Origin of the sequence: Pseudomonas sp. REP124 (genome assembly GCF_020164475.1) — a bacterium.
Taxonomy (GTDB): Bacteria; Pseudomonadota; Gammaproteobacteria; order Pseudomonadales; family Pseudomonadaceae; genus Aquipseudomonas.
The window spans coordinates 39753-58234 of the sequence record NZ_JAIQWX010000006.1 but is presented as its reverse complement, the minus strand read 5'-3'; the positions used below and the strand labels follow the sequence as shown (position 1 = coordinate 58234).

Sequence of the window (18482 nt, the reverse complement as noted above, 5' to 3'; positions counted from 1 at the left end):
CGCCAACCCTTAGTGGCTCGAAATTGACTCAAGTTGTTGCAGGAGCAACGCTGCCTGGGTCCGCGTTCGTACATTGAGCTTGCGGAAAATCGCCGTCACGTGGGCCTTGATGGTCGCTTCGGAAACACTCAGCTCGTAGGCGATCTGCTTGTTCAGCAAACCTTCGCAGACCATGGTCAGCACGCGGAACTGCTGCGGAGTCAGGCTGGCAAGGCCTTCACTGGCCGCCTTGGCTTCTTCGGACACGGCAACGGCTTCAAATGCCTGCGCAGGCCAGTAGACGTCACCATCGAGCACCGAACGCACGGCTTTCTGGATCACCTTCAGGTCGCTGGACTTGGGTATGAAGCCACTGGCGCCAAACTCCCGGGACTTGACCATCACCGAGGCTTCTTCCTGAGCCGAGACCATCACCACCGGAATCTGCGGGTATTGGCCACGCAACAGCACCAACCCGGAAAAGCCGTAGGCTCCGGGCATGTTCAGATCCAGCAGCACCAGGTCCCAGTCGGACTTTTCGGTCAGGCGGGTTTCCAGTTCGGCAATGCTCGCCACTTCCACCAGACGGACATCCGGGCCAAGGCCCAGGGTCAACGCTTGATGCAAGGCGGAACGAAAAAGCGGGTGGTCATCGGCAATCAGGATTTCGTATGTGGCCATTTTTCAAATGATCCTGTTTTCAAACAACTCGAAGTACAGCCACGGAGCTGCACCAACAGGGCACGTTCAACACCAGTACACACGGTGTATCAAATTTCGGCCGCACCCTAATCGGCGCCAAGCATGCCCAGCGAAGCCAGGGTGGTCAAGCTACATGGCCAGTACAGTCTTTTGCAGTATGGGCGACAATCAGCTCATGACCGCAGCAGCGTTTCGCACAAACGGCAACAACTCGGCATGCGCCGGTGTTTCAACATTCATTTCCAGTTGTCGCTTGGCATCGAGGTAATGCTGGCTGAACACATCGAAATAGGCTTCCAGGGCCGATGCGGCCTGAACATCGCCTGCCAGATCCAGGCACAGCGCCGCGACTTCGGCCGTGCACAGGTGCTCGCTGCGGGTCGAACGACGCAACTGATAGCGGGAAAGTTTTTCGGGCAGCAGGCTGAGGATCGGCAACGCGTCGAAATAAGGGCTTTTACGGAAAATCTTGCGGGCTTCGGTCCAGGTCGCATCCAGCAGAATGAACAGTGGACGCTTGCGGCTATCGGTCGTCACCGTGTTGGTCACGCGCTCAGGCGCCACGTACTCGCCGGGGAACACCAGGTAAGGCTGCCATTGCGGGTCGGACAGCAGCGCCAGCAACTGCTGATCGACTTCAGTCCGCGACCAGATGAACGCATGGTTGTCGCGCACCACATCGGCAATCAGCCAACCAGTATTGCTGGGCTTGAACACTTCCTTGCTGGTCATGATCAGACAGATACCGGAACGACTCTCGACCTGCGGGCGCCAGGCGCACAGGCAATGACTCTCGATCACTCGACAGGCGCGGCAACGGGGCGCGCGCCAGCCTCGGGCCTGAATCGGCTTGATACCTTCATCTTCACGTTGGTCACGCAGACGGGCGACGGCGTTTTGGGCGTGGTTCATCAATGGCAACGCCGGCAGACTGGGAAACTCGACACGAACAGGACTCGGCAGGGCAATAAAGACCGGCAGTTTATCAGAGCCGCCGGCACAAGCCTGTACCGTCCAGACGGGCTCCCCTATAATTCGCCGCCACTGAACGCACAGTCACGTGGCTGGTCGAAGCACCAGTCACTGAACCAGGAGAGTTTCATGCTGCGCCTTATCGTCCCAACCGCTGCCATTCTGCTGGCGTCGTCCTTCAGCGCTCAGGCTGCGTCCCTGAGTGAGCAGAATCTGAACAAAGAGCTGCGCAATGTCGCCGCACAAAGCAGCGTTGGCACTCCACGGGCGATCAATGAAGACATTCTTGATCAGGGCTACACCGTCGAAGGCAACACGCTGATCAACCACCTGAGCGTGCAAAGCAGCCACGCCCAGAAAATGCGCGCCGATCCAAAGGCGGTGTATTTCCAGCTCGGCGCCTCGGTCTGCAACAACCCCGGTTTCCGCAAGCTGATGGCAAAAGGCGCGGTGATGCGTTACGACTTCACCGAGATCAAGACCAATCGCCCGGTAGGCTCGGCAAGCTTCCAGGAATCGGACTGCCCGAAAGCAACGCCGAAGAAAAAGTAATCAGTGGGATTTTGCGCGCCGCTGTTCATCCTCGGCGCGCAGTTCTGCCAGCAGTGCCTGCAAATAGCGCGAACGATGCTCTCCCCCCTCCAGTCGTCGGCAGCACTCTTCTTCAAGACTCAAATGATTGGTCTCGGCCGATGACTTGAGCAATCGATACAGTTGTGTATCGATCTCTATTTCCAGAACGACTCTGGCCATGGCTCCCGCCTCCTTGCTACTCGCTCTTGTTGAGCGATCAATCCCTGTACCGCTTGAACCCAAGCCCTGCTTTGACGCAAAGCTGTCGTATGACGCCTGTAAATTAGTAAATCAGAGTGGCAGACGCACGGCGCAGCTTCAGACGAGCGGCGAAACCACTTCGTAAACAGTCAATAAGCGGTTGCCAGAAAAGACTTTGCGGCGCAATGATCCAGTCAGCGCAAATCACCACAAGGGTCTAGATTTCAAGGTATCGATCGTTATGTTTCAGGGCTGAAGGGGGCTGCCCGATACCCGTTGTGTCATGCGAACGTTTCTTTCATCCAAGGGAAAAACAGAGCCTGTATGGATGACCCGATGTTGTTCGGGTCAAGTGGATCGCCCAGGCATGGGCCTGGGCAGACAGCGACACAGGACGTGTCGTGGCGTCGACGAATGCGTTGTCGAAGCCTTGGGTTCTGTGCAGAAGGAGAAGTTGAATGCCTTACCAACCGAATGACCTCCTGAGCCGTCATTTTCAGGAAAGCGGCCACGACCTCATCAGCAAGGTCGAAGAACAACTCAACCTGGTTTCACCCAACAGCCCCAACATCCCCATCTACCGCGACATGATCCTGACCGTGCTGCGCATGGCCCAGGAAGACCACAACCGCTGGAATGCCAAGATCACCCTGCAAGCCCTTCGCGAGCTGGAGCAAGCGTTCCGGGTACTCGAGCAGTTCAAGGGGCGACGCAAGGTCACGGTGTTCGGCTCGGCCCGCACACCGATTGAACACCCGCTGTACGCCATGGCCCGGGAACTCGGCGCCGCGCTCGCCCGCTCGGAGATGATGGTCATCACCGGCGCCGGTGGCGGCATCATGGCGGCGGCCCACGAAGGCGCCGGACGAGACAACAGCCTGGGCTTCAACATCACCCTGCCGTTCGAACAGCACGCCAACCCCACCGTGAACGGCACGACCAACCTGCTGCCGTTCCACTTTTTCTTCACCCGCAAGCTGTTCTTCGTCAAGGAAGCCGATGCCCTGGTGCTCTGTCCGGGCGGATTCGGCACCCTTGATGAAGCGCTGGAAGTACTGACACTGATCCAGACCGGCAAAAGCCCACTGGTGCCGGTGGTGTTGCTGGATGTACCTGGCGGCAAATTCTGGCAAGGAGCGCTGGACTTCATCCAGCAACAGCTGGAGGAAAATCGCTACATCCTGCCTACAGACATGAAACTGGTGAGACTGGTCCACACCGTCGAGGAAGCGGTCGAGCACATCAACCAGTTCTACAGCAACTTCCACTCCAGCCGGTGGCTCAAGCATCAGTTCGTGATTCGCATGAATCACCGGCTCAGTGATCGAGCACTTGAAGACATGCAGGAGGCGTTCGCGGATTTGTGCCTGAGCGATCATTTCCATCAGCACGCCTATAGCGGTGAAGAGCATGATGAAGCGCAGTTCGGCCATCTGGCTCGGCTGGCCTTCACTTTCAACGCCCGTAACCACGGCCGGTTGCGAGAGCTGGTGGATTACATCAACCTGTCGGAAAACTGGGAACAATCTCAGTCTCAATCTCAACTTCAGGCCCAACCCCAAGCGCAGCAACGATCGCGGGAAACTTCGAAAGAAATCTGAGGCAAAAAAAACGGCCCGCTATCGAAATAGCGGGCCGTTTTTATTCAGTCAGTAATCCATGCTTCGGCCACTGAGCAAGCGGCTGATCATTTCCATGGAGTATCCCCGATAGGCCAGGAACCTGCCTTGCTTGGCGCGTTCCCGTGCATCTATCGGCAACTCGGAAAACTTGCGCCGCCAGGTGTCTTCCAGTTGCGCCTGCCAGTCGATACCGCATTCGCGCAAGGCCAACTCGATATCGCTGCGTTGCAGGCCCCGCTGGCTCAACTCTTCACGAATGCGCAAAGGGCCATAGCCGGAGCGGGCACGATAGGAAACGAAGCTTTCGAGATAACGGGATTCGGAGAGCAAGCCCTCTTCCGTCAATCGGTCGAGCGCTGTTTCGATCAGTTCTGGGAGAGCGCCGCGCTGACGCAGTTTACGCGTCAGCTCGACTCGACCGTGCTCGCGTCGCGCGAGCAGGTCCATGGCGGTTCGCCGCACCGCGACGAGTGTATCGAGTACGGCGGTCGTCATCGGATCAATCAGATATCAGCGTCAGCCAGATCGTCTTCGGTCTCTTTAACCGCAGAAGCTTTGGCGTCTGCTACCGACGCAGGAGACAGCAGCTTGTCACGCAGTTGTTTCTCGAGCGCAGCGGCAACATCCGGGTTATCCGCCAGGTACTTGGCCGAGTTGGCTTTACCCTGACCGATCTTGGTGCCGTTGTAGGCATACCAGGCACCGGATTTTTCAACGAAACCGTGCAGAACACCCAGGTCGATCATCTCGCCATTGAGGTAGATGCCCTTGCCGTAAAGAATCTGGAACTCGGCCTGACGGAACGGCGAAGCCACCTTGTTCTTCACAACCTTGACGCGGGTTTCGCTACCGACGACTTCATCACCTTCTTTCACCGCGCCAGTGCGACGGATGTCCAGACGAACCGAAGCGTAGAACTTCAGCGCGTTACCACCGGTGGTGGTTTCCGGGCTGCCGAACATCACACCGATTTTCATACGGATCTGGTTGATGAAGATCACCAGGCAGTTGGCGTTCTTGATGTTACCGGTGATTTTACGCAGCGCCTGGGACATCAGACGGGCTTGCAGGCCCACATGCATGTCACCCATTTCGCCTTCGATTTCAGCCTTCGGTACCAGCGCCGCCACGGAGTCGACGATGATCACGTCAACCGCGTTGGAACGCACCAGCATGTCGGTGATTTCCAGGGCCTGTTCGCCGGTGTCCGGCTGGGAAACCAGCAGATCGTCGACGTTCACGCCCAGCTTGCCGGCGTATTCAGGGTCCAGGGCGTGTTCGGCGTCGACGAATGCGCAGGTCGCGCCAGCTTTTTGAGCCTGGGCGATCACGGAGAGAGTGAGAGTGGTTTTACCGGAAGATTCAGGACCGTAGATTTCAACAATACGGCCTTTTGGCAGACCGCCGATGCCAAGAGCAATGTCCAGACCCAGAGAGCCAGTAGAGATGGATGGGATCGCCTGACGGTCCTGATCGCCCATACGCATTACGGCACCCTTGCCGAATTGACGTTCGATCTGACCCAGGGCCGCAGCCAAGGCTTTCTTCTTGTTGTCGTCCATTAAAGTCCTCACGTAATCAATAAGGCCTGACGGCCAACACCTGTATAAGTAGCCAGTATTATTCCACAGCGATTGTGGATCGCCTACCCCTGATTTGAGATTTCTGCCGCGGCATACCGCAGCAACCCCTCTAGCGCGGCCTTCACCGTTTGTCGGCGAACCTCGTCGCGGTCACCGGCGAAGTGCTGCAACTCGCTGAATACCCGCTCGCCCACGCCCCAGGCCAGCCATACCGTGCCCACCGGCTTGTTCGGCGAACCGCCGTCCGGCCCGGCAATGCCACTGACCGCCACGGAGAAAAACGCCCGGCTTTTTTCCTGCGCCCCCCTGGCCATCGCCTCGACCACCTCCTGGCTGACAGCGCCCACCGTCGTGAACAACTCGACCGGGACACCCAGTTGCATGTTCTTCTGCAAGTTGGAGTAGGTGACATAACCGGCCTCGAACCACGCCGAGCTGCCAGGAATGCGAGTGATGGCCTCGGCGATCCCGCCACCGGTACAAGACTCGGCCGTGGAGACATGGGCGTTGAGCATCTGCAAGTGCCTGCCAAGATCGGCGGCCAGTTGAGTGGTTACTTTCACGGTCATCTCCTGATGGGCGGAATGAGACCTACCGTACACGAGCGCATCGCGCTTGCAAGTTACAGGGTCGCTCAAAATGTTAGCGGATTAGCGCCCTCACATATGCCTGACACGCCTGCAAGGCAATCAATCCCCGGTCGCCGGCATCGGTGATGGCGATAATTCGTTGAGCATGCGCCGGGTCAAGTCGGGCGCGTACGGGGCCAGAATCCACGCCGCCGGGGCCGGAGGCGGCTGGCACTGTACGGATTGAAGCCGTGTCAGCGGCATCGAGGAGGACTGACAGCCGCACATCAGCAGTGGCAAGACGATCGCGCAGGCGATCCTGATCACGTTGGACATCGCTCAACACTCGGAAATGGTTTTGTTCGCTGGTCGACAGTTGTTGCTCGAGGGCCAGGCGCTTGTTCTGCTCGATTCGTTGCTGCATCGCCGCCGCCAGATTCAACTGATTCAGCGATTCACTGTGCAAGCGAGCCTGCTCCGCCAACTGCCGACCATAACGCCAATCCTGAATCCGCCAGGCCAGCGCCGCCGAACCGCAGGTCAACACGACCAGCACCAAGGCAGCACAGAACCACCGATAGACCGCAGGCTTCAAACCGAAGGCTGACATAACACCGCCCTCGCCCGCGCCCAGAGCTGCAAACGATCCTGCAATCCGTTCAAGCCACCGTTGATACGCCGCGTGATGCTGTTGAACTGGTCGCGATCAGCCAGTTCATTGAGGCCGTTCTGCTCCCAGAACCACGCCGCAGACTCGGCGGCCCACTGCGGTTGCTCGAGCAGTTCCGGCAAAGCCAACAAACGCTCATCACCAAACAGGCCAAGGCTGCACTGGCGATAGTTATTGCGACCGGTGATCTGGATCAGACCCCGACCACGATAACGCTGACCATCGCCATCGGGCTCCGGCGTATTGCCCAGGCGAGCAGCCAGGGATCCTGTGTCGTATTTGCTCAGGTATTGATCGCTACCCAGTTCACGCACGTACTGCAACTGCCCGGATTCATGGCCGACTTGTGCGAGGAAGGCGGCGATGCGTTTGGGCGAGTTGATTTTGCGGCGAGCCATGGCGGTGTTGAGGGGGGAAACGAAAACGCCCGCATGGATGCGGGCGTGGGAATAGATTTCAAGCAACTGCGCAAAGGTGAGCTCCATCGTCGAAGAACCTCAATACTTAATGACGCGTCAACGCGTGAAGTCTGGCCAGGACGTGAATTACAAGAACTTCCTCCTGAATTTCAGTTCTGGTCAGATCGGGAATCTCGGGGCGGCGGCACCTCACAAACCCCGATACGCTTCGCAGCCCAACGCTCGTAAAGCCCGATTGCCACGTCCGCTCCCGCCATCGCGGTAAGACACCCAAAGGCGCCCGAGGTCCAGATCGACATACCGGCTGCGTAGAGCAGCATAACGGCCGAAACGCCGCAGACCATGCAGGCACCAGAACGAAGGGCCAACCGTCTCAGCAATGACCAGCCGCGAGCGCCGTCCTTGTCGGCGCGCCACATTTCGCCGGATATCCCGCCCAGCAGGGCGAGAACGATGACGAGCCAGATCGGCATGTCCAGCAACACTTGTTGCTCGTATGTCATGTCTCACCTCCTGGGGTGATTGATGGTGTGTGCCGGATTCGAAGATGACCGAGGCAGGCATTCCAAAAAGCCCGGTGTTAGCCAGGCTTTTCAGTAATGCACTCCGCTTGACGGGGTGTATTTACAGATGGCTGAAGTTGAACTTACGGAATCTCGGGCCAGGTGACGGTCAGCGGGTAGCCCGGTTGCTTGTTCACGCTGCTCATATCGATGAAGAACTGCTTGTAAGCCAGCAGAGCGGCTTCATCGGCGGCAGTGGCGACTCCCAGATCAACCTTGTACTGAAGCGCTGTGGAATCCAGAGTGGTGTTTACCTTGAGGTACCGTTGCTCTCTTGCCATTCGCATTTGCCAGGCCAGTTCGGATGGCTGCGCCCACGGATTACTGTCCGTGAACGTCCAGACGCCATCGGTATTCACCGCATTCCAGGAGTAGTCGATCCTGGGCAATGCAGTGACATCCACCCAGACCTGATCGGTCGGGAATTCCTCGGTGATCGGGTTGCTGGTTTCGAAGATGTTGTCGACTTGGCCATCGACGACGCGTGCGTATTTTTTCATCGTAATTTCCTTATTGAGGCCGGAGTCCCCCGGCACGTGGTATCTGCCCTGTCAGGTAGGCATTCCAAAAAGCCCGGCATGAACCGGGCTTTTCAGTAATGCGGTCCTTCGCGTCGACCTTTCGGCGCTACTGGCGCGGTACGGGTCTGTTCAGATTGTTCTTCCGGCCGCGGTCCCTGCCCGCCGGATAACTGCTTTCGGTGCTTTACGCTGCACACCCGGGTCAGTTGCCAACCCTCTGAACCGTTGAGGCCGGTTCATCGCTGCCTTTTGGTGTAACTAAAGAGCTTCGTTTCGAGCCACTTTGTGTAGCGGCTTGAGACAAAGAATATGCATGGATGCATATACAGTCAATGCGTAAATGCATTTATTTATGCACGACAAATGCACCAGCGCATTAAAAGCCCCGCAAACAAAGGCTTGGCCAGCTTTTTCAAGGCGAAAAAAACCCGCCTGAGGGCGGGTTTTTGTCGAATGGTGATCGGGTTAGCGGGCGTACATGCCCCACCAGAAGACGTGGCCGAGGATCACGATTTGTTCTTCCTGCATTTCCTGGAAGCTGTAGTCCTCGTCGGGGTGTTCGTCGCGATTGAAGCTGCGCAGACGAATGCCGGTGGGCAGGCGGTAGAGTTGTTTCACCCGCAATTGGCCGTTGTGGTTGATCGCATAAAGGTCGCCATCGACGATGTCGCCAATCCCGGACTTCCCAGCGTTGACCCCCACCGTGGCGCCATCGCGCAGCACCGGCAACATGCTGTTGCCGCGAACGGTCACGCATTTGGCCTGGTCGAACTGCACGCCATTGTGGCGCAGGCTGCGCTTGCCGAAGCGCAGGCTTGCGCGCTCGCTCTCTTCGATGACGAATCTTCCTGATCCCGCGGCCAATTCAACCTCGCGAAGAAAGGGGACCGAGACCTCGTCGTCATCGACGGGGGTGTCGTCGTCCCACAGACTTATATCCTTGAGTTCCGAATGTGATTGATCGCGCCCGCCAACTGCTGCCGACGCGACATCCGCGCGGCCACGCAACTGGTCGGTGCTCACCGAGAAGTATTCGGCGATTTTCGAGATGTGTTTATCCGAAGGATCGACGATCTTCCCGCTGAGAATCCGCGAGAGAGTGGATTGAGGCACGCCGGTGCGACGGTGGAGCTCCGTGGGGGAGATCCCGTGCTGGTCGAGCAGTGCTCTTAGGACGGTAGAAACATTGCGTTTTTGCATAACGCGCATATTGCTCGTTCTATTGACAGAAGACAAATGCTCAATTGCATAAATGACGCATAAGCCGCGAAGGACGCTGCATAACAGAACCACGCAGCGTTCATGCCTGCGTCCTGCAGAGCGCCCATGTTAATCTTGCGCCCATTGCGGAAAAGTCGGGCCGATGCCCCATTTTTGCCCTACACCTTTGAACGAGTTTTCCGATCACCGATGAATAAAGCCCTTACCGACCTGTCCTCCCACACGCCAATGATGCAGCAGTACTGGCGCCTGAAGAACCAGCACCCCGACCAGTTGATGTTCTACCGCATGGGTGACTTCTACGAGATCTTCTATGAGGACGCGAAGAAGGCCGCCAAGTTGCTCGACATCACCCTGACCGCTCGCGGGCAGTCGGCAGGTCAGGCGATTCCGATGTGCGGCATTCCTTATCATGCGGCCGAGGGTTACCTGGCCAAACTGGTGAAGCTCGGCGAGTCGGTGGTGATCTGCGAGCAGGTCGGAGACCCGGCCACCAGCAAGGGACCGGTGGAGCGTCAGGTGGTGCGGATCATCACGCCGGGAACGGTGAGTGACGAAGCGCTGCTGGATGAGCGTCGCGACAATCTGATCGCTGCCGTTCTTGGAGACGAGCGCCTGTTCGGTTTGGCAGTGCTGGATATCACCAGCGGTAACTTCAGCGTCCTGGAAATCAAGGGTTGGGAAAACCTGCTGGCGGAACTCGAGCGTGTCAATCCGGTGGAATTGCTGATCCCGGATGACTGGCCGAAGGATCTGCCGGCGGAGAAACGCCGTGGTGTTCGCCGCCGCGCACCATGGGATTTCGAGCGAGATTCGGCGCATAAAAGCCTGTGCCAGCAATTTTCCACTCAGGATCTGAAAGGTTTTGGCTGCGAGACCCTGACCCTGGCCATCGGTGCCGCCGGTTGCCTGCTGGCCTACGCCAAGGAAACCCAGCGTACTACCCTGCCCCATTTGCGCAGTCTGCGTCATGAGCGTCTGGACGATACCGTGGTGCTCGACGGCGCGAGCCGGCGCAACCTGGAACTCGATACCAACCTGGCCGGTGGCCGCGACAACACGCTGCAATCGGTGGTCGACCGTTGCCAGACCGCCATGGGCAGCCGCCTGCTGACCCGCTGGCTGAACCGTCCGCTGCGTGACCTGACTGTTTTGCTGGCTCGCCAGACATCGATTTCCTGCCTGCTCGACCGCTATCGCTTCGAACAGCTGCAACCGCAGTTGAAGGAAATCGGCGATATCGAGCGGATTCTGGCGCGGATCGGTCTGCGCAATGCGCGTCCGCGAGACCTCGCGCGCCTGCGCGACGCACTCGGCGCGTTGCCTGATCTGCAAGTGGCAATGACCGAACTGGAAGCCCCGCACCTGCAGAAGCTGGCGACCACCACCAGTACCTATCCGGAGTTGGCGGCGCTGCTGGAAAAAGCCATCATCGACAACCCGCCCGCGGTGATCCGTGACGGTGGCGTGTTGAAGACCGGTTACGACAGCGAACTCGACGAGTTGCAGTCGCTGAGTGAAAACGCCGGGCAATTCCTGATCGATCTCGAAGCTCGCGAAAAAGCCCGTACGGGCCTGTCGCACTTGAAGGTCGGGTACAACCGCATCCACGGTTACTTCATCGAGTTGCCGAGCAAGCAGGCCGAATCGGCGCCGGCGGACTATATCCGTCGCCAGACCCTCAAGGGTGCCGAGCGCTTCATCACCCCGGAACTTAAGGAGTTCGAAGACAAAGCGCTATCGGCCAAGAGCCGGGCTTTGGCTCGGGAGAAGATGCTTTACGAAGCATTGCTCGAAGATCTGATATCACAATTGCCGCCGCTGCAGGACACCGCCGGCGCCCTCGCCGAGCTGGATGTGCTGAGCAACCTGGCCGAACGTGCGCTGAACCTGGACCTGAACTGCCCGCGTTTCGTCAGCGAACCGTGCATGCGCATCAGTCAGGGTCGCCACCCGGTGGTCGAGCAAGTGCTGACCACGCCGTTTGTGGCCAACGATCTGAGCCTCGATGACAACACCCGCATGCTGGTGATCACCGGTCCGAACATGGGCGGTAAATCCACCTACATGCGCCAGACCGCGTTGATCGTGTTGCTGGCCCATATCGGCAGTTTCGTACCCGCAGCCAGTTGCGAATTGTCACTCGTGGACCGGATCTTCACCCGGATCGGTTCCAGCGATGACCTGGCGGGTGGACGCTCGACCTTCATGGTGGAAATGAGCGAAACCGCCAACATCCTGCACAACGCCACCGAGCGCAGCCTGGTGCTGATGGACGAAGTCGGGCGCGGCACCAGTACTTTCGACGGCTTATCCCTGGCTTGGGCTGCGGCCGAACGCCTGGCGCATTTGCGCGCTTACACGCTGTTCGCGACTCACTACTTTGAGCTTACGGTATTACCGGAATCGCAGCCGCTGGTAGCCAACGTGCACCTCAATGCCACCGAGCACAACGAGCGCATCGTGTTCCTGCACCACGTACTGCCGGGACCTGCCAGCCAGAGTTATGGCCTGGCGGTAGCCCAACTGGCCGGCGTGCCGAGCGAAGTGATCCTGCGCGCCCGCGAGCACTTGAGCCGCCTGGAAGACACCGCCTTGCCCCATGAAGCACCCAAGCCAGCCAAGGGCAAACCGGCCGCGCCGCAGCAGAGCGACCTGTTCGCCAGCCTGCCGCATCCGGTGCTGGATGAGTTGGCCAAGCTCGATCTGGACGACATGACACCACGTCGTGCGCTCGAAATGCTCTATACACTAAAGACACGGATCTAACGCACAGGCTTGCAAGCTGTTAGAATCTCGCGCGGTTTGGGATGCTGCAGGCTTTAGCCTGGTCTGCAGACTATCGCTCCCGAACCATGCGACCCCCACGTGAAGGGGCGCAGCAAGCCGCGCCTGAGGAGAAAATTAGAAATGACCTTCGTCGTCACCGACAACTGCATCAAGTGCAAGTACACCGACTGCGTAGAAGTGTGTCCGGTGGACTGCTTTTACGAAGGCCCGAATTTCCTGGTGATTCACCCGGATGAGTGCATCGACTGCGCACTGTGCGAACCTGAGTGCCCTGCTGTGGCCATCTTCTCCGAAGATGAAGTCCCAGCCGGCATGGAAAACTTCCTTGCATTGAACCTGGAATTGGCTGAAGTCTGGCCAAACATCACCGAGCGCAAAGATCCTTTGCCCGACTCCGCGGAGTGGGATGGCAAGCCAGGCAAGATCGAACACCTCGAACGCTGATTACCCGCGCGTTCCCGAAAAAGGCCCCACAAGGGCCTTTTTGCTTTTCTGCGGGCAAAAAAAGGGGCGGTATGACCCGCCCACTTTCTTTCCCTATTCCCTGTGTTTCCTTTTTCATCATCCTGATGAATCGCGTCCTGCGATGTCCTTTTCCCCTCGATCCTTGAAGGGCGTGTCTGTCCGTTGACACAACCCAGATACTAGGCCGATTCCCGTTCAGAGCAACCGTGCTTCTGGACTAATACTATCTGTCATATGCCCTTAATCTAAAAAATAGCTGTTATTTTTCAGGTGGTTAGATTTAAACAGAGCCGCCTTGGGCCGACTGCATCAGTGTAAAAATAACGAACACCTACGCTAAGAGTGAGAGAAGGCTTACAGCCAGGCGCTGCAAATCCGCGCGTGGTGGGCTTGGCTTTCGCGCGAGCAGCCTCGCTCCCACCAAAGGCCCTGGCAGCTTTTTCCGGGGCAACAAAAAGCCCCGAACAGTCGGGGCTTTTTGTTGCCAGCTACACGAGCCTGTTATTGAAACAGCGACTCGCTCGACAGGCCATTTTTCTCCAGGATCTCCCGAAGACGCTTCAGGCCTTCTACCTGAATCTGCCGTACCCGTTCGCGGGTCAGACCGATTTCCAGGCCTACATCTTCCAGAGTGCTGCTCTCGTGGCCGCGCAGACCGAAGCGGCGAACGACCACCTCGCGCTGCTTGTCGGTCAGTTCGGACAGCCATTGATCGATGCTCTGGGACAGGTCGTCATCCTGCAGCAGTTCGCATGGATCGGTTGGGCGATCGTCAGTGAGGGTGTCCAGCAGGGTTTTATCCGAATCCGGACCCAGCGAGACGTCGACCGAAGAAACCCGCTCGTTCAAGCCGAGCATGCGCTTGACCTCTCCCACCGGTTTTTCCAGCAGGTTGGCGATTTCTTCGGGTGAGGGTTCATGATCGAGTTTTTGCGTCAGCTCCCGTGCGGCCCGCAGGTACACGTTGAGTTCCTTGACCACATGGATCGGCAACCGGATGGTCCGGGTCTGATTCATGATCGCGCGCTCGATGGTCTGACGAATCCACCAGGTTGCGTAGGTCGAGAAGCGGAAGCCGCGTTCAGGGTCGAATTTCTCCACCGCCCGGATCAGGCCCAGGTTGCCCTCTTCGATCAGATCGAGCAGCGACAGACCACGATTGACGTAACGCCGGGCGATTTTCACCACCAGCCGCAGGTTACTTTCGATCATGCGCTTGCGCCCGGCCGGATCGCCACTTTGCGACAGACGCGCAAAATGAACTTCTTCTTCGGGGGACAATAACGGGGGAAAAGCCGATTTCATTGAGATACAGCTGCGTGGCATCGAGCGCCCGCGTGTAATCAATGTATTTGTGTTGCTTTAGCGAAGCGGAGTGTTTGGATTTGGCACGAACGGAAGGTGAAGCCGCCCCTTCATCATTCGACATCGAATCCGTATCGATGCCGGTCTCCATCAGGAGAACCTCATCGTCGATGTCAAACTCCGGCACTTCTTTACTGAGAGCCATTGTTATAGTCCTTTGGTGAGTTCGACCCCAAGCTCAAGCGGCGCCTTTATCCTTGGCAACGCTGGAGCCTGTCCCCTCTACGTGACGGAACAGGCTGGTAGCGATCAACGGCGTGGCAGGAATTGCAGCGGATCTACAGGTTTACCTTGGCGGCGAATCTCAAAATGCAGTTTCACCCGGTCTGTACCCGTTGACCCCATTTCGGCAATTGTCTGTCCGACCTTGACCTGCTGCCCCTCCCGAACCAACAGCCTGCGGTTATGTCCGTAGGCACTGACGTAGGTTTCGCTGTGTTTGATGATGACTAATTCGCCGTAGCCCCTTAAGCCACTCCCGGCGTATACGACTGTCCCATCAGACGCAGCTAAAACAGGCTGTCCCAAATCTCCGGCGATATCAATTCCTTTATTCAAACTACCGTTTGAAGAGAATTTTCCAATCAAAATGCCACTAGAAGGCCATCCCCAGCCGGTCGGGGCCGGGCCGGGAGGCGGCGAAGGTGCGGTTGCCGGCTTGTTGGCGACGGACGGTACAACCACCGGAGCGGGGGTAGTGGCACCGTCTACCGGACGGCGAATCACCGTGGTTTTACTCGAGGATGACGGAGTTGTATTGGTCGAACTGACCACCGTCGTCGGCGTTGAACCGGTGCGCCCATCGAAGCGAATCGTCTGACCCGGATGGATCGTGTACGGCGCCGGAATGTTGTTGCGCGCGGCCAGGGCCTTGTAGTCCCAGCCGTAGCGGAAGGCGATCGAGAACAGGGTGTCTTTCGGTCGGACCACGTACTGTCCGGTGGTAACTGCCGGGCGCTGGGCGACGGCATTGTTGCGGTCGACGACGCGAACGTCGCTGGATTTGTTGCTGGAACAACCGACCAGCAAGGTGCTCATGACAAGGCCAGTCACCAAGCGCTGAAAGCTCGTTTTACCCATACGCTGCGCAATGACTGTGAGACTCACCCGCCGCTCCCTTTGTGGTGGCTGAAAATTTGATTTGCCCATGTGTCGGCACGAAATGTCGCAAGTATAACGGCCCGTGCAGGCTTTACTCTTAATGAAGCGAAATGGCTTCACGCACACGTTTGCCGTTACACAAAACATCCTGTTTAAACCATCGATGCCGGTGTAAGACAAAGGCCATCGAAGAGAATTCAGCGTGCCTGAATAAATGCTCAGGCGAGTGGTCCGTTGAGCAGCGGGACGAAGCGAACTGACCCCAGAAAGCGCCTGGAAAAACCCTGTTCCTCGCGAATGATCAACATCAACTGCTGCACTTCACCGGACCCCACCGGGATCACCAGACGCCCCCCGGGAGCAAGCTGATCGAGTAACGCCTGAGGCACATCGGTCGCCACCGCGGTGACGATGATGCCGTTGTAAGGCGCCAGCGCCGGCCACCCCTCCCAGCCATCGCCCCAGCGAAACACCACGTTGCGCAAATTCAACTCGACCAGACGTTCCTTGGCCCGATCCTGCAATACCTTGATGCGTTCGACCGAGAAGACCCGCTCGACGAGCTGCGACAGCACAGCCGTCTGATACCCCGATCCCGTGCCGATCTCCATAACCTTGTCCAGCGGCCCCGCCTCCAGCAGCAGCTCGCTCATGCGCGCCACCATATAAGGCTGGGAGATGGTCTGGTTGTGTCCGATCGGCAGCGCGGTGTCCTCGTAGGCCCGGTGCGCCAGCGCTTCATCGACGAACAGGTGACGCGGCGTGCGACGGATGACTTCCAGCACCTTGGGGTTGGACACCCCTTCTTCATACAGACGCTGGATGAGGCGTTCGCGAGTCCGCTGGGAGGTCATGCCGATGCCGCGGCGCAGCATATCGTCTTGCTCACGAGACATCAGCGCAGGCCCTCCAGCCAGCCATCCAGATTTCTGAAGGCGTCATTGAAGGTGCGATCCAGCTGCAGGGGCGTGATGGACACATAGCCTTGCATCACCGCATGGAAATCGGTGCCCGGTCCGCCGTCTTCGGCGTCACCTGCGGCGGCGATCCAGTACCCGGCCTTGCCGCGCGGGTCGACCACTTTCATCGGTGCGGCGGCGCGGGCGCGATGACCCAGGCGCGTCAATTGCACACCGCGAATGTGCTCCAGCGGCAGGTTGGGGATGTTCACGTTCAGAACCGTGCGCGGCGGCAGGTCGAGATCGCCCTGGGCCTCGACCAGTTTTCGTGCGAAGTAGGCGGCCGTCGGCAGGTTGTCGACCTGGCGCGAGACCAGCGAAAAGGCAAATGCGGGACGGCTGAGGAAACGCCCTTCAAGCGCTGCGGCCACGGTCCCGGAATACAGGACATCGTCCCCCAGATTGGCGCCCAGGTTGATCCCGGACACCACCATGTCCACGTCGCGCTCCAGCAGGCCATTGAGGCCCAGGTGCACGCAATCGGTCGGGGTGCCGTTGATGCTGATGAAGCCGTTGGCCAACGTGTGCGGATGCAACGGGCGGTCGAGCGTCAGCGAGCTGCTGGCGCCGCTTTTGTCCTGGTCCGGGGCGATAACCACGCATTCGGTGTAATCCGCCAGCGCAGCATGAAGCGCGGCGAGACCGGGTGCGGTTACCCCATCGTCGTTAGAAATCAGAATACGCATGGGCTGTCCGTCTGCCCTACCGGCACCAGATCGACAAGCTCGCGCACCAATACGGTGGCGAAGCATCCGGCCGGCAGGACGAATTCCAGTTGCAGAATGTCAGGCTCGGGATAATGCCACGTCAACCCGGCGATGGGCAGCCGCAGGATACGACGTTCGTGGCTCATTCCGGCGTTGATCAACCAATCGCGAAGGTCGGCTTCGCGAGCGGCGATAGCCTGCTCCAGTTCATGGACAGCGCCCGTGGCCGGCGAGTCACCTTCGCCCCACTGCGGTCCCGTCGGGTGCAGATCGAGAATCGCCAGGCGCGGGTCGCTGCACTCGGCCTCACCGGCGGGAAAGAAGCTGCGACTGTCAGTGAACGCCAGCAGATCGCCAACCTGTGCTTGCTGCCAGGTGCCGTCGGCGACGCGGGCGGCCAAGACCTGGTTGAACAGAAAACTGCGGGCCGTCGAGAGCAGACGCGAGCGCACATTGCGCTGCTCCGGCAAAGCCTTGCGCGCGGCCCAGGCACGGGCGTCGACCACGTTGCCACCGTCATGCCCGAAACGCTGGGCGCCGAAATAATTGGGGATGCCTTGTTTGGAGATCAGTTGCAGGCGCGCGTCAATGGCGGCCTTGTCGCCGTCGAACTGGGTCAGGCGCAAGGTGAAGCCATTGGCCGAATGGGCACCGCGTTGCAGCTTGCGCTTGTGTCGGCTGGTCTTGAGGATTTTCAGCGTCTCGTTTTCCGCTGCCGAAAGATCCGGATCGGCCTTGCCCGGCAGTTGCACACTGAACCACTGGCGGGTCAGCGCCTGACGGTCCTTGAGCCCCGCATAGCTGACGGTGCGCAATGGCACGCCGGCGGCCTTGGCAATGCGCCGCGCCGCTTCCTCAGTGTTCAGGCCACGCTTCTCCACCCAGATCCACAGGTGTTCGCCGTCGCCGCTCAAGGGAATGTCGAGAACTTCATCGACCTGGAAATCTTCGGCGATGGCTTTCAATACTGCAGTGCCGAGGGCCTCGCCATAGGCACGCGGGCCGAGTAATTGCAGTTCGTTCATGCGCGAAGCAACAAGGCAACGGAATGCACGGCAATGCCTTCCTCGCGACCGACGAAGCCCAGCTTCTCGGTGGTGGTGGCTTTCACGTTCACCTGATCGAGTTCGACTTGAAGATCCGCGGCAATCAGTGCGCGCATGGATTCGATATGCGGAGCCATTTTCGGTGCCTGGGCGACGATGGTGTTGTCGACGTTGCCGACCTTCCAGCCCTTGGCGTGGATCAGTGCGACGACATGACGCAGCAGCGCGCGGCTGTCGGCGCCCTTGTACTGCGGGTCGGTGTCCGGGAAGTGTTTGCCGATATCGCCCAGCGCGGCGGCGCCAAGCAAGGCATCGCTCAAGGCGTGCAGCAGGACGTCACCGTCGGAATGAGCGAGCAGCCCGAAGCCGTGTGCGATACGCACGCCGCCCAGAGTAATGAAATCGCCTTCAGCGAAACGGTGTACATCGTAGCCGTGGCCAATACGCATAAAAA

Annotated in this window: 20 protein-coding genes and 1 pseudogene; 4 read left to right on the top strand and 17 right to left on the bottom strand. The window is 58.8% G+C overall.

All coding sequences use genetic code 11. From position 1 onward, the window contains the following. Nucleotides 1–9: 9 nt before the first annotated feature. Both erdR and K9857_RS02975 read right to left on the bottom strand, forming a co-directional pair. Nucleotides 10–660: a response regulator transcription factor ErdR gene (erdR, locus tag K9857_RS02980; RefSeq protein WP_224533412.1), complete on the bottom strand. Its 651-nt coding sequence runs from the start codon at nt 658–660 to the stop codon at nt 10–12. Nucleotides 661–849: 189 nt separating this feature from the next. Continuing rightward, entirely contained in the window at nt 850–1593 is a 744-nt protein-coding gene (locus K9857_RS02975; protein WP_224533411.1) for a tRNA-uridine aminocarboxypropyltransferase, read from the bottom strand. 189 nt (nt 1594–1782) lie between these two features. Here K9857_RS02975 and K9857_RS02970 point away from each other — a divergent pair, with 189 nt between their 5' ends. Further along, nucleotides 1783–2205, top strand: a complete 423-nt coding sequence (locus tag K9857_RS02970; protein WP_224533410.1) for a PA3611 family quorum-sensing-regulated virulence factor — start codon at nt 1783–1785, stop codon at nt 2203–2205. On the opposite strand, the gene K9857_RS02965 is transcribed toward K9857_RS02970, so the two are convergent. Continuing rightward, nucleotides 2206–2406, bottom strand: coding sequence for a hypothetical protein (locus K9857_RS02965; RefSeq protein ID WP_175375019.1), 201 nt, complete (start codon nt 2404–2406; stop codon nt 2206–2208). Nucleotides 2407–2885: 479 nt separating this feature from the next. On the opposite strand from K9857_RS02965, the gene K9857_RS02960 reads away from it, so the two are divergent. Next, nucleotides 2886–4028 (top strand): TIGR00730 family Rossman fold protein, encoded by a 1143-nt coding sequence (locus tag K9857_RS02960; protein ID WP_224533409.1) that lies wholly within the window; start codon nt 2886–2888, stop codon nt 4026–4028. A 48-nt stretch (nt 4029–4076) separates the two neighbouring features. On the opposite strand, the gene recX is transcribed toward K9857_RS02960, so the two are convergent. The 8 genes from recX to K9857_RS02920 form a co-directional block, all read right to left on the bottom strand. Then, the gene (gene recX, locus K9857_RS02955; protein WP_224533408.1) at nt 4077–4544 is read right to left on the bottom strand and encodes a recombination regulator RecX; all 468 of its coding nucleotides are present in this window, start codon (nt 4542–4544) and stop codon (nt 4077–4079) included. 8 nt (nt 4545–4552) lie between these two features. After that, entirely contained in the window at nt 4553–5611 is a 1059-nt protein-coding gene (gene recA, locus K9857_RS02950) for a recombinase RecA (RefSeq protein ID WP_224533407.1), read from the bottom strand. Between the two features lie 83 nt (nt 5612–5694). Beyond that, nucleotides 5695–6195: a CinA family protein gene (locus tag K9857_RS02945; protein ID WP_175375023.1), complete on the bottom strand. Its 501-nt coding sequence runs from the start codon at nt 6193–6195 to the stop codon at nt 5695–5697. A gap of 79 nt (nt 6196–6274) precedes the next feature. After that, nucleotides 6275–6811, bottom strand: a complete 537-nt coding sequence (locus K9857_RS02940) for a lysis system i-spanin subunit Rz (protein WP_224533406.1) — start codon at nt 6809–6811, stop codon at nt 6275–6277. Further along, complete coding sequence (locus K9857_RS02935; protein ID WP_224533405.1) at nt 6793–7356, bottom strand: glycoside hydrolase family 19 protein; 564 nt, start codon at nt 7354–7356, stop codon at nt 6793–6795. Before K9857_RS02935 ends, K9857_RS02940 begins: the two co-directional genes overlap by 19 nt. Before the next feature lie 83 nt (nt 7357–7439). Further along, nucleotides 7440–7793, bottom strand: coding sequence for a phage holin family protein (locus K9857_RS02930; RefSeq protein ID WP_224533404.1), 354 nt, complete (start codon nt 7791–7793; stop codon nt 7440–7442). Between the two features lie 143 nt (nt 7794–7936). Beyond that, a complete protein-coding gene (locus K9857_RS02925) occupies nt 7937–8353 on the bottom strand; it encodes a tail fiber assembly protein (RefSeq protein WP_224533403.1) in 417 nt (138 codons plus the stop codon). Nucleotides 8354–8839: 486 nt separating this feature from the next. Continuing rightward, nucleotides 8840–9574 carry an XRE family transcriptional regulator gene (locus K9857_RS02920; RefSeq protein WP_175375280.1) on the bottom strand — a complete coding sequence of 245 codons (735 nt, stop codon included), beginning with the start codon at nt 9572–9574 and terminating at the stop codon, nt 8840–8842. Nucleotides 9575–9784: 210 nt separating this feature from the next. Between K9857_RS02920 and mutS the strand changes: the two genes are divergently transcribed. Together mutS and fdxA are read left to right on the top strand one after the other, a co-directional pair. Beyond that, nucleotides 9785–12364, top strand: coding sequence for a DNA mismatch repair protein MutS (mutS, locus tag K9857_RS02915; RefSeq protein ID WP_224533402.1), 2580 nt, complete (start codon nt 9785–9787; stop codon nt 12362–12364). A gap of 141 nt (nt 12365–12505) precedes the next feature. Then, nucleotides 12506–12829 carry a ferredoxin FdxA gene (fdxA, locus tag K9857_RS02910; RefSeq protein WP_150769711.1) on the top strand — a complete coding sequence of 108 codons (324 nt, stop codon included), beginning with the start codon at nt 12506–12508 and terminating at the stop codon, nt 12827–12829. A 522-nt stretch (nt 12830–13351) separates the two neighbouring features. On the opposite strand, the pseudogene rpoS reads toward fdxA, so the two are convergent. The 6 genes and pseudogenes from rpoS to ispF all read right to left on the bottom strand — a co-directional run bounded on the left by rpoS (nt 13352) and on the right by ispF (nt 18477). Next, nucleotides 13352–14360, bottom strand: a pseudogene (gene rpoS, locus K9857_RS02905) (RNA polymerase sigma factor RpoS). 104 nt (nt 14361–14464) lie between these two features. Then, nucleotides 14465–15322: a peptidoglycan DD-metalloendopeptidase family protein gene (locus K9857_RS02900; RefSeq protein ID WP_224533401.1), complete on the bottom strand. Its 858-nt coding sequence runs from the start codon at nt 15320–15322 to the stop codon at nt 14465–14467. 212 nt (nt 15323–15534) lie between these two features. Continuing rightward, complete coding sequence (locus tag K9857_RS02895; RefSeq protein WP_224533440.1) at nt 15535–16170, bottom strand: protein-L-isoaspartate(D-aspartate) O-methyltransferase; 636 nt, start codon at nt 16168–16170, stop codon at nt 15535–15537. Between the two features lie 41 nt (nt 16171–16211). Beyond that, nucleotides 16212–16961: a 5'/3'-nucleotidase SurE gene (gene surE / locus K9857_RS02890; RefSeq protein ID WP_224533400.1), complete on the bottom strand. Its 750-nt coding sequence runs from the start codon at nt 16959–16961 to the stop codon at nt 16212–16214. Continuing rightward, nucleotides 16949–18007 (bottom strand): tRNA pseudouridine(13) synthase TruD, encoded by a 1059-nt coding sequence (gene truD, locus K9857_RS02885; protein ID WP_224533399.1) that lies wholly within the window; start codon nt 18005–18007, stop codon nt 16949–16951. The genes surE and truD overlap by 13 nt, the downstream gene beginning before the upstream one ends. Next, nucleotides 18004–18477 carry a 2-C-methyl-D-erythritol 2,4-cyclodiphosphate synthase gene (ispF, locus tag K9857_RS02880; protein WP_175375047.1) on the bottom strand — a complete coding sequence of 158 codons (474 nt, stop codon included), beginning with the start codon at nt 18475–18477 and terminating at the stop codon, nt 18004–18006. Before ispF ends, truD begins: the two co-directional genes overlap by 4 nt. Nucleotides 18478–18482: the final 5 nt, after the last annotated feature.

Bases quoted from the DNA above. Each gene is read 5' to 3' on its own strand.
- erdR (WP_224533412.1), bottom strand. From the start codon at position 660: ATGGCCACATACGAAATCCTGATTGCCGATGACCACCCGCTTTTTCGT.
- K9857_RS02975 (WP_224533411.1), bottom strand. From the start codon at position 1,593: ATGAACCACGCCCAAAACGCCGTCGCCCGTCTGCGTGACCAACGTGAA.
- K9857_RS02970 (WP_224533410.1), top strand. From the start codon at position 1,783: ATGCTGCGCCTTATCGTCCCAACCGCTGCCATTCTGCTGGCGTCGTCC.
- K9857_RS02965 (WP_175375019.1), bottom strand. From the start codon at position 2,406: ATGGCCAGAGTCGTTCTGGAAATAGAGATCGATACACAACTGTATCGA.
- K9857_RS02960 (WP_224533409.1), top strand. From the start codon at position 2,886: ATGCCTTACCAACCGAATGACCTCCTGAGCCGTCATTTTCAGGAAAGC.
- recX (WP_224533408.1), bottom strand. From the start codon at position 4,544: ATGACGACCGCCGTACTCGATACACTCGTCGCGGTGCGGCGAACCGCC.
- recA (WP_224533407.1), bottom strand. From the start codon at position 5,611: ATGGACGACAACAAGAAGAAAGCCTTGGCTGCGGCCCTGGGTCAGATC.
- K9857_RS02940 (WP_224533406.1), bottom strand. From the start codon at position 6,811: ATGTCAGCCTTCGGTTTGAAGCCTGCGGTCTATCGGTGGTTCTGTGCT.
- K9857_RS02935 (WP_224533405.1), bottom strand. From the start codon at position 7,356: ATGGAGCTCACCTTTGCGCAGTTGCTTGAAATCTATTCCCACGCCCGC.
- K9857_RS02930 (WP_224533404.1), bottom strand. From the start codon at position 7,793: ATGACATACGAGCAACAAGTGTTGCTGGACATGCCGATCTGGCTCGTC.
- K9857_RS02925 (WP_224533403.1), bottom strand. From the start codon at position 8,353: ATGAAAAAATACGCACGCGTCGTCGATGGCCAAGTCGACAACATCTTC.
- K9857_RS02920 (WP_175375280.1), bottom strand. From the start codon at position 9,574: ATGCAAAAACGCAATGTTTCTACCGTCCTAAGAGCACTGCTCGACCAG.
- mutS (WP_224533402.1), top strand. From the start codon at position 9,785: ATGAATAAAGCCCTTACCGACCTGTCCTCCCACACGCCAATGATGCAG.
- fdxA (WP_150769711.1), top strand. From the start codon at position 12,506: ATGACCTTCGTCGTCACCGACAACTGCATCAAGTGCAAGTACACCGAC.
- K9857_RS02895 (WP_224533440.1), bottom strand. From the start codon at position 16,170: ATGACCTCCCAGCGGACTCGCGAACGCCTCATCCAGCGTCTGTATGAA.
- surE (WP_224533400.1), bottom strand. From the start codon at position 16,961: ATGCGTATTCTGATTTCTAACGACGATGGGGTAACCGCACCCGGTCTC.
- truD (WP_224533399.1), bottom strand. From the start codon at position 18,007: ATGAACGAACTGCAATTACTCGGCCCGCGTGCCTATGGCGAGGCCCTC.
- ispF (WP_175375047.1), bottom strand. From the start codon at position 18,477: ATGCGTATTGGCCACGGCTACGATGTACACCGTTTCGCTGAAGGCGAT.